General features: G+C 66.7%; 5 protein-coding genes and 1 pseudogene. 1 reads left to right on the plus strand and 5 read right to left on the minus strand.

What is annotated here, in order from left to right:
- From prfB to ACREE8_RS09890, 3 genes and pseudogenes are all read right to left on the minus strand, one after another.
- Positions 1–866: pseudogene (gene prfB, locus ACREE8_RS09880) on the minus strand (peptide chain release factor 2); the annotation flags it as partial.
- Positions 867–1,016: 150 nt separating this feature from the next.
- Positions 1,017–3,491, minus strand: a complete 2,475-nt coding sequence (locus tag ACREE8_RS09885) for a penicillin-binding protein 1A (protein ID WP_431572819.1) — start codon at positions 3,489–3,491, stop codon at positions 1,017–1,019.
- A 151-nt stretch (positions 3,492–3,642) separates the two neighbouring features.
- Positions 3,643–5,058 (minus strand): N-acetylmuramoyl-L-alanine amidase, encoded by a 1,416-nt coding sequence (locus ACREE8_RS09890; RefSeq protein WP_431572820.1) that lies wholly within the window; start codon positions 5,056–5,058, stop codon positions 3,643–3,645.
- Between the two features lie 549 nt (positions 5,059–5,607).
- Here ACREE8_RS09890 and ACREE8_RS09895 point away from each other — a divergent pair.
- Positions 5,608–8,829 carry an Rne/Rng family ribonuclease gene (locus ACREE8_RS09895; RefSeq protein ID WP_431572821.1) on the plus strand — a complete coding sequence of 1,074 codons (3,222 nt, stop codon included), beginning with the start codon at positions 5,608–5,610 and terminating at the stop codon, positions 8,827–8,829.
- A gap of 84 nt (positions 8,830–8,913) precedes the next feature.
- Here the strand turns inward: ACREE8_RS09895 and ACREE8_RS09900 are convergent, their stop codons facing one another.
- A complete protein-coding gene (locus ACREE8_RS09900) occupies positions 8,914–9,399 on the minus strand; it encodes a DUF2269 family protein (protein ID WP_431572822.1) in 486 nt (161 codons plus the stop codon).
- The coding region (locus ACREE8_RS09905; protein WP_431572823.1) for a DoxX-like family protein at positions 9,396–9,869 on the minus strand (474 nt) is incomplete at its 5' end. The genes ACREE8_RS09900 and ACREE8_RS09905, both read right to left, overlap by 4 nt.

Genomic DNA, 9,869 nt, shown 5'->3' on the forward strand with positions numbered 1-9,869 from the left:
GCATCGCCATGGCGGTGGCGCGGTTGCGATGCTGGGAACGGTCCTCCTGGCACTTCACCACGATGCCGCTCGGCATATGGGTGATGCGGATGGCGCTCTCGGTCTTGTTCACATGCTGGCCGCCGGCGCCGCCCGAGCGCATCGTGTCGACCTGCAGGTCGGAATCCTTGATCTCGATGTTGATGTTGTCGTCGACCACCGGATAGACCCACACCGAGGCGAAGCTGGTATGGCGGCGCGCCGCGCTGTCATAGGGCGAGATGCGCACCAGGCGATGCACGCCGCTCTCGGTCTTGAGCCAGCCATAGGCGTTGCGGCCCTTGATGCGCAGCGTGGCCGATTTGAGACCCGCCTCTTCGCCGGGGCTCTCTTCGAGCCATTCGACCTTGTAGCCATGCTGCTCGGCCCAGCGCGCATACATGCGCGCCAGCATCGACGCCCAGTCCTGGGCCTCGGTGCCGCCGGCGCCGGCATTGATTTCGATGTAGCTGTCGTTGGCGTCGGCTTCGCCAGAAAGCAGCGCCTCGAGCTCGACCTGGCGGGCGCGCTTCTGCAGCGCCTTCAGCGCCGCCTCGCCCTCCGCGATGCTGGCCGGATCGTTCTCGGCTTCGCCGAGCTCGATCAGGGTCAGCGCGTCATCCAGGTCGCGCTCCAGCTTGCGGCAGTCTTCGATCGACTGCTGCAGATGGTTGCGCTCGCGCATCAGCTTCTGCGCGGCCTGCGAGTCGTTCCAGAATTTGGGATCTTCGGATTTGGCGTTGAGATCCTCGAGCCTTGTCAGCGCGTGATCCCAGTCAAAGATGCCTCCTCAGCAGGGCCAGCGAGGAACGAATCTCCCCGATGGCTGCTTCCAATTCAGCGCGCATGTCGCTCTGCCTGTCTCCAATGTCCGAAAGAAGGGCCTCTCTTGCACCGAGGCGGGCCCTGACGTCAATAGTTTGGGGGATTGCTGCTTCATTCTTTCCTCTCCCCACAAGGTGGGGAGAGGTCAAAAGTAAGTATGAGCCGCTTTCCGTTCAATAAAGCCCGCTGGGGCTGGTCGATTGGCCGCCGTCCGACGAGCTCGGCACGCCGATCACGCTGGGGCTGCTGCTCTGGCCGCCACCCTGATCCGCGACGCCGATGCCCTCGATCACGCTGGCCGGCGTATCGCTGGGCTCGGTACCGGGCTTGAAGGCCTCGTAGATCACCTTCTGCGTGCCCGAGTTGGCGCGCTGGCCCGTCTTCACATCGACGCGCACCAGGCGGATCCCCGGCGGAATACGAAACGGCGTGCCCGGCTTGTCTTTCAGCGCGTTGATCATGAAATCGCGGAACACCGGTGCCGCGACCACGCCGCCCGTCTCCTTGGCGCCCAGCGAACGCGGCTGGTCATAGCCGAAATAGACCGCGACCGTGAGGTCGGGCGAGAAGCCGACGAACCAGGCGTCGCGGCTCTCGTTGGTCGTGCCGGTCTTGCCCGCGAGCGGCTTGCCGACGGCGGAGACGGCGAAGCCGGTGCCGCGCTGCACGACGCCTTCCATCATATGAACCATCTGGTAGGCGGTCTGCGGATCGACGACCTGCTCGCGCTCGTCCGGGATCTCCGGCGGCGTCAAGCCGTCCTGCCAGGGTCCCCGGCAGGTGGCACAGGGCCGCGTGTCGCTGTTGAAGATCGTGGCGCCGGTCCGGTCCTGGACCCGATCGATGAAGCGCGGCACGATGCGCTTGCCGCCATTGACGATCATCGAATAGGCCGTCGCCATGCGCAGCGGCGTGGTCTCGCCCGCACCCAGCGACATGGAGAGCAGCGGCTGCATGTTGTCGACCACGCCGAAGCGATCGACCAGTGCCTTCACCTTGTCCATGCCGACCGCCTGCGCCAGCCGGATCGTCATGAGGTTGCGCGACTTCTCCAGACCGACGCGCATCGTGGCCGGCCCGAGGAACGTGTCTTCGTAGTTCTCGGGCTTCCAGAGCGGCAGGCCCGGGCCCTGGTCGATCACGATCGGTGCATCGAGGATCAGGGTCGAGGGCGTGAAGCCGTTCTCCAGCGCCGTCATATAGACGAAGGGCTTGAAGGAAGAGCCGGGCTGACGCAGCGCCTGCGTGGCGCGGTCGAACTCGCTGATCTCGTAGCTCCAGCCGCCGACGATGGCGAGCACGCGGCCCGTATGCGGATCCATCGCCACCATGGCGGCACCGATCGCCGGGATCTGGCGCAGCCCGTAGCTGCCTTCCGGATAGGCCTTGCCGTCGCTGTCCTGCGTAACCGGCTCGACCATCACCACGTCGCCCGGCTTGATCGCGTCCAGGGGCTTGGCGATGGCGGGGCCGACATGGTTGTCGTCGAGATCCTTGCGGGCCCATTTCAATTCGGCCAGGGGGATCAGGCCCGTCTTGCCGTTACCGAAACCGATCTTGGCGGCCGTGGCGTCTTCTTCGAGCACGACCGCAAGCTGCCAGTCGCGCAGGCCCTTGGGCGCCGGCAGGGCCGCGAGCTTCGCCGCCCAGTCCTCGCCCAGCTCCATCGTACTCACCGGGCCGCGATAGCCATATTTGCGGTCGAAGCGCTGCATGCCGTCGCGCAGGCTCTTGTCGGCATAGGCCTGCAGCTGCGGATCGAGCGTGGTGCGGACCGAGAGCCCGCCCTCATAGAGGCTCTTGTCGCCAAAACGCTGGATCAGCTCGCGGCGGACCTCCTCGGCGAAATAGTCGGCCGAGACGGTCTCGGCCTCGCCGCGCCGGCTGATGCTCAGCGGCTCGGCCGTGGCCGCCGCCGCCTCGGCCGACGTGATATGCCCGTCCTCGAGCATGCGGCCAATGACCCAGTTGCGCCGGTCGAGCGCATCCTGGGTCCGGGTGACGGGATTGTATTTGCTGGGCGCCTTCGGCAGCGAGGCCAGGAACGCCGCCTGGGCGATGGTCAGCTCGTCCAGCGACTTGTCGAAATAGTTGAGCGCCGCGGCGGCCACGCCATAGGAGCCGAATCCGAGATAGATCTCGTTCAGATAGAGCTCGAGGATATGGTCCTTGCTGTAAGCCTTCTCGATGCGCAGCGCGAGGATCATCTCCTTGATCTTGCGCTCCAGCGAGACCTCGTTGGTCAAAAGGAAGTTCTTCGCCACCTGCTGCGTGATGGTCGAAGCGCCGATCGGCCGGCGGTCCGACCCCATATGGCGCAGATTGGTGATCATCGCGTGGACGATGCCCGGCAAGTCGATGCCGGGATGCTCGTAGAAGGTCTTGTCCTCGGCCGAGATGAAGGCGTTCGACACGACTTTCGGGATCGAGCCGATCGGGACATAGACCCGGTTCTCGGTCGCGAACTCGGCCAGCAGGCGGCCGTCGCCGGCATGAACGCGCGTCACCACCGGCGGGTCATAGACCGCCAGCTCCGAGACCTCGGGCAAAGTCGCCGCGTAATGCTGGAAGATGACATAGGCGCCGACCAGGCCGGCGATGCCGAAGCCAAGCAGCAGGCCCAGAAGACCGAGGATAACTCGCTTCACGACTTGTCGAACCGTTCTTGGAAAATGCCGCGTCCGTCTCGGCCCGAGGCGCTCCACTTTGCCTCGCCGATACCCCGCGGTCGAGGCTTCATTTGTCGCTCAAATCCGGGCGGATATGTGGCGCAGGATGGTTGACGAGAGGTTAAGACCGTCATCCCTGCGACAGGGTCCGCTGCCACTGGAAATAGTCGCCGACCGCCTTGACGATCGCCGCCGCCATCTTGCGCCGGTAGGCCTTGGTCTGGAGCAGCTTCTCGTCCTGGCTGTTGGAGAGATAGCCCAGTTCCAGCAGGATCGAGGGGACATCGGGCGCCTTCAGCACGGCGAAGCCGGCGAAGCGATGGGTGTTGCGGTTGAGCAGGGTCCCGCTCGCCAGTTCCTGAACCATATAGTCCGCCAGCCGGACCGACTGATTCTTGGTCTCGCGCTGTGCCAGGTCGATCAGGATCGAGGTCACCATCTGGTTCTCGTTCGAGAGATCGACGCCCGCGATCAGATCCGCCTTGTTCTCCTTGGCCGCCAGGGCCTCGGCTTCGGCGTCCGATGCGTTCTCCGACAGGGTATAGACCGTGGCCCCGCGATGGGCGGCATTGAAGTTCGAATCCGCATGAAGCGAGATGAAGATGTCGGCATGGGCCGCCCGCGAGATGGCGATCCGGTCGCGCAAGGGAATGAAGATATCCGTGTCGCGGGTGAGCTGGACGCGGAAGCGCCCATCCGCCTCGATCTGGCGCTTGATTTCGAGCGCCATGGCCAGCGTCAGGTTCTTCTCGAAGAAGCCGGAGGCGCCGACCGTACCCGGATCGACCCCGCCATGGCCGGGATCGAGCATGATCAGCGGGCGCACCGGCCCGGCGGAGGGCGGCGCCGGCTTCAGCGGCGGCGGGAATCCGAGCCAGGCCGTACTCATGCTGCTGCTGGCGGTTGGCAGCGGCGCGGGCACGGGATCCGGAGCCGCGGTCAGGGGGACACTGCCCTGATCGGTGGGTGCGGGCGCCGGCTTGAGATCGGGCGTCGGCAAGGTGCTGCCGGGGTCCGTGGCTGCGGCCAACTGGGTTCCGGCCGCCGGGTCGCTGACTGAGCCCGACGTCACCTCCGGCAAGGAGACCAGGGCGGGGCCGGAACCGCCGGTGGTGCCCGCCTGAAATTGGTCGGCGCTGGTGGGCACAAGATCGAGGACGAGGCGTGCCGCCACGGTGCCGGAGCCGGCGATGAGCGCGCTCTGCTGCAGCGTGACCGGGCCGGCCAGGTCCAGCACCAGGCGCTGGGTGCCCCCCGAATAGGTGCCATAGCGCATCCCGGAGACCAGCCCCTTCCCGGCCGGCGCGCCTTCAGGGCCCAACTGCCATTGCACGCTATCGAGATCGATGACGAGCCGGTAGGGATCGGCCAGCAACAGGGTGCGATAGGGGGCGCCGCCCGAAAGATCCAGCACCACCCGGGTCTTGTCAGGATGGACGCCCAGCCGAATGCCCAACACGTCGACCGCGGCCATGACCGGCCCCGACAGGCCGGTCAGCAGCGCCAGGGCCATGAGAAACAGGACAAAGCGGCAACGACCAGACATAGGCAACACTGAGTCTAGAGGGGGATCGGGTCTTATCCACAACATATACGCGCCCGAGTCGCAGCGCTGCAACAGCCTAGCGCAGCATAGGGCTATTGCCCCCTTCCCGGCTCGCCACCCGGCCTTCCTAGCCTACCCGGTAATCTTCGTTGTGGAAAAACACTCCCCTGGGTATGGTGAAACCGTCCCAGGGTTCGCCCCAGGCTCCTGCGTCCGGCGTAATGGCCGAGGCCGGGGCCGCCGGGAACGGCAGACCGCGGGCGCGCTGACAAGCGCGCGGGCGGACGCCTACCGGCGACAGGGTTCGCGCTTTAAACCGCGAGTCAGGCTGATCCGACGGTCGCTTCCGCGCTCTTGACCCGCAGCCGCCCTATGGCGGGGGGTTCGCACCAAGGGTTCCGGTTCCGCGTTGGCGTCTCCCCGAAAGGAGGCGCGGGCGCTCGCAGTAACAGGTTGCCATGACTCGCAACTGCCCCATCCACCTCGACGTCGCGCCGCCGCTCGCGCTTTGCGCCGACCGTGCCGGACGCGCCATGGAGTTCACGTCTGATGACCAAACACATGCTGATCGATGCCACCCACCCGGAAGAAACACGGGTCGTGGTGGTTTCCGGGAAACGACTTGAAGAATTCGACGCCGAGATCGCCAGCAAGAAAGCCCTCAAGGGCAATATCTATCTCGCGAAGATCGTCCGGGTCGAACCGTCGCTGCAAGCCGCCTTCGTCGATTACGGCGGAAATCGCCACGGCTTCCTGGCCTTCAACGAAATCCATCCCGACTATTACCGCATCCCGATCGCCGATCGCGAGGCGCTCCAGGCCGAGCTCGAAGCCGAGGCGGCCGCCAATGAGCGCTCGGATGACGACGATGACGACGACGCCGATGATTCGGCCCACACCAAGACCGAAGGCGCCGAGCGGGTCGAAGCCGAACCGGCCTCCGACGACGCCGATCTGATCGATTCGACGCAGGGCGAGGACGGAAACGAAGCCGGCGGCGAAGGTGAAGGCGAAGGCTACCGTCGCGGCGGCAACAGGCCGGCCGATTACGACCGGCCGGATTCCTATGCGATGCCGGAATTCTCGTCCGACGGCGAAGCGTCCGAAGACGGCGACGATGCCGCGGAGCGCGCCGGTCCGGATTTCGACAGCGAAACCGAGGAATCGGCCAGCGAAGATCGCGTCGACCCTGACGACGCGGCGCGCAGCGACGACGCGATGGCGCTGCGCCAAAGCGGCGATTCCGAAAGCCGTGTCGAAGGCCCGCTGTTCGAGACCGACAACGGCGCCAATGAAGGCATGGGCGATCGCGACGCCGCCGAAGGCATGGCCGCCGAGCGCGGTGAATCGATCGCGGGCGGCGCCGAGACGCGCCCCGATGAGCTGCCGGCGGCTCCCGTCGGCGGCGGAATCGAGGACCGGGCTCCGGTGGTCGCGGCCCCGCTCGATGTCGTCGGTGGCGACGAAGCCGAAGAGGACGACCAGCCGCGCCGGCCCCGGTCGCTGCGCCGCTACAAGATCCAGGAAGTCATCAAGCGCCGTCAGATCATGCTGGTGCAGGTGACGAAGGAGGAGCGCGGCAACAAGGGCGCCGCCCTCACCACTTATCTTTCGCTCGCCGGCCGCTATTGCGTGCTGATGCCCAACACCGCGCGCGGCGGCGGCGTCTCGCGCAAGATCACCAGCGCCAACGACCGCAAGCGCCTCAAATCGGTGATCGGCGACCTCGAGATCCCCAAGGGGATGGCCGTGATCGTGCGCACCGCCGGCAGCGAGCGCAACCGCACCGAGATCAAGCGCGACTATGAATATCTGCTCCGACTCTGGGGCGAGATCCGCGATCTGACGCTGCGTTCGACGGCGCCGGCGCTGATCTATGAGGAAGCCAACCTGATCAAGCGCTCGATCCGCGATCTCTATACGCGCGACATCGAGGACATCCAGGTCGAGGGCGACGAAGGCTACAAGGCCGCCAAGGCCTTCATGAAGATGCTGACGCCGAGCCATGCGCGGCGCGTGATCCATTACCGCGACCCGAGCATGCCGCTGTTCCAGCGCCATCAGGTCGAGACCCAGCTCGACGCCCTGCACAATCCGACGGTCCAGCTCCGCTCGGGCGGCTATATCGTCATCAACCAGACCGAAGCGCTGGTGGCGATCGACGTCAATTCCGGCCGTGCCACGCGCGAGCGCAATATCGAAGACACGGCGCTGCGCACGAACATGGAAGCCGCGGAAGAGATCGCGCGCCAGCTTCGCCTGCGCGATCTGGCCGGCCTGATCGTCATCGATTTCATCGACATGGAAGAGCAGCGCCACAACGCGCAGGTCGAGCGTCGCCTCAAGGAGGCGATGCGCACCGACCGGGCGCGCATCCAGATCGGGCGCATCAGCCCCTTCGGCCTGCTCGAGCTCTCGCGCCAGCGGCTGCGGCCGAGCCTGGTCGAGGCCTCGACCGAGATCTGCCGCCTCTGCCGCGGCCTGGGCCGCGTGCGCTCGACCGAATCGACCGCGCTGCATGTGCTGCGCGGCGTCGAGGAGGAAGGCACGCGCCGCCGCAGCCCGGGCATCACGGTCACGGTGCCGACGGCGGTCGCCCTCTTCATCCTCAACCAGAAGCGCCGGGCCCTGGCCGAGATCGAGATCCGTCACGGCTTCCGCGTCTATCTCACCGGCGACGATCACCTGATCCCGCCGGAATATCGCATCGAGCGCCTGCGGGCGCTGGCGCCGGGCGAGGAACTGCCCATGCCGGCGACCTCGCTGCCGGCACCGGCGATCATCGACGAGCCCGACGACGAGATTGAAGTCGAGGAAGAAGTCGAGATCGAAGATCGCGTCGAGCCCGAGGAGAGCGAAGACGCCGTCGCGAAGCCGCGTGAACCACGCGCCGAGCGCGGTGATCGGGGGGGCGACCGCGGCGATCGCGGCGACCGGGCCGAACAAGGCGGCGAGAATGACCGGGGCGGGCGTCGCCGCCGTCGTCGTCGTCGGGGCGGACGTGGACGTGACGGCGAGGATAACCGTCGTGAAGGCGGGCGGGATGGAGACGGCCCGCGCCGCGAGGGCCCGGTGCCCGCCGCGGCCGAAGGTCCGGCCGAGGATCAAACGCGTCGCGACGACTTCGTCGCCGAGGATAGAACGCCGTCGGAAGCCACGGAGAGCCAGGACAATGCCACCGCTCCGGAGCCCCGTGAGGGCCAGGAGGAGACGCCCGGTGCCGCCGATGCACGCCGTCGACGCCGTCGTGGCCGTCGTGGCGGTCGCCGGCGTTCGCGCCGTCGCCAGGAGGGCGGTTTGCCGGGTGAAGCCCCGCAGCCGCAGGTCGCTGGCGAACATGAGCCTGAGGAGCAGCAGGAACCCTCTCGGGGTCCGCGGCCGCTGGTGACGCCGGCCGATTTCGATCGCGACTGGCCCTATAACGAACCGGACGACGAGATCGAGGACGCCGACGGCAACGTCGAAGCCGAGGCGCCCGAGGACGACGCCGACCTGGACGGCGAGGAAGCTGGCGACGAGGGCGAGGCTCCCGTCGAATCCGGACGCGAGTCACGCAACGATGCGCCGGCGCATGGGCACAGCCACCGCAGCCATGACGAGGTCGCGCCTGCTGCCAGCCATGCCACGCCGACGGAGCCTGCTCGCACGGCCGAAAGACACGAACCGCCGGTACCGAGCCATCGCGCCGAGGAGCCGGCCCGGGTCGTTCTGCCCGAGCCGAAGAGCGAGCCGCAACCGACCAAGCGCGGCTGGTGGCGTCGCGGCTCTTAAGCGCTTCCGACGTCGGATTTGGATTTCACGTCAGCCCCGATCCGGTCGAAAGACCGGGTCGGGGTTTTCGTTGGCGGCGGTTGGTCAGAAGTCGATCGTGAAGCTGGGCTTGGCCAGCATCAGCCAGATGATGGCGATGACGCCGGCGAAAGCCGGGAAGCCCAGGCAGAACCAAAGCCGGTAGAGCCGGTGATAGCGATCCGGCAGCGGCGCATGACCCTCGGCCGCGGCGCGCGCGAGATCGCGCAGCTGGATCTGAATCCAGACGACCGGCAACCAACAGACGCCCACCAGCAGATAGAGCGCAAGGGAAAGGCCGAGCCAGCCTTCGGTCAGCGGATAACCGCTGCTCTGCGCCAGCAGCCAGCCGGTCACTGGCTGAAGCAGCACGGCCGATGCCGTGAAGACGAAGTCGGCGATCACCACTGTCCCTGCCACATGGGCGATTGCCCGCGCGTCGTGGGTGCGATTGGCCATGACCATGAAGAAGGCAATGCCGGCACCCGTGCCCAGCAGAACGGTCGCGCCGAGCACATGCAGAAGCTTCAGGACGGTGGCGAGCTCCATCATCGATCGGGCATCAGGGCGAGCATGGCCAGAGCCGCGATCATGGCGGGGATGACCTTGAGCAAAGCGCCGAACGGATCGAGCCAGAGACCGGGCATCAGCACCGTGGCCGCGGCCAGATAGATCAGGCTGACCACCAGCATGCCGATCAGCGCGGGGCGAGCCGTCCGCGCCACCAGGACGGCCCCGCCGAGCACGATATCGACCAGGCTTCCTCCGGCCACCGCTGCCGACGCGACGCTTTCGGACAATCCGCGCGCGACCAGGGCTTGGGCCGCCTCGGATCTTGCAGCACCGAGACCCAAGATGCCGGTGGCGATCCAGAACAACCCCAGCGCCGCCAGCCCCAGGGGCTTGAGGAAATAGCCCACGGCAAAGCGCCGATCCTGAACGGTCGAGGGATGGGCCGCGAGGAAATCCTGCAACGAAGCGGGATGGAGAACCCAGTCTTCGATCCAACCCTGCGGACTCGC

This window comes from Hypericibacter sp. (assembly GCF_050729195.1).
Taxonomy (GTDB): Bacteria; Pseudomonadota; Alphaproteobacteria; order Dongiales; family Dongiaceae; genus Hypericibacter.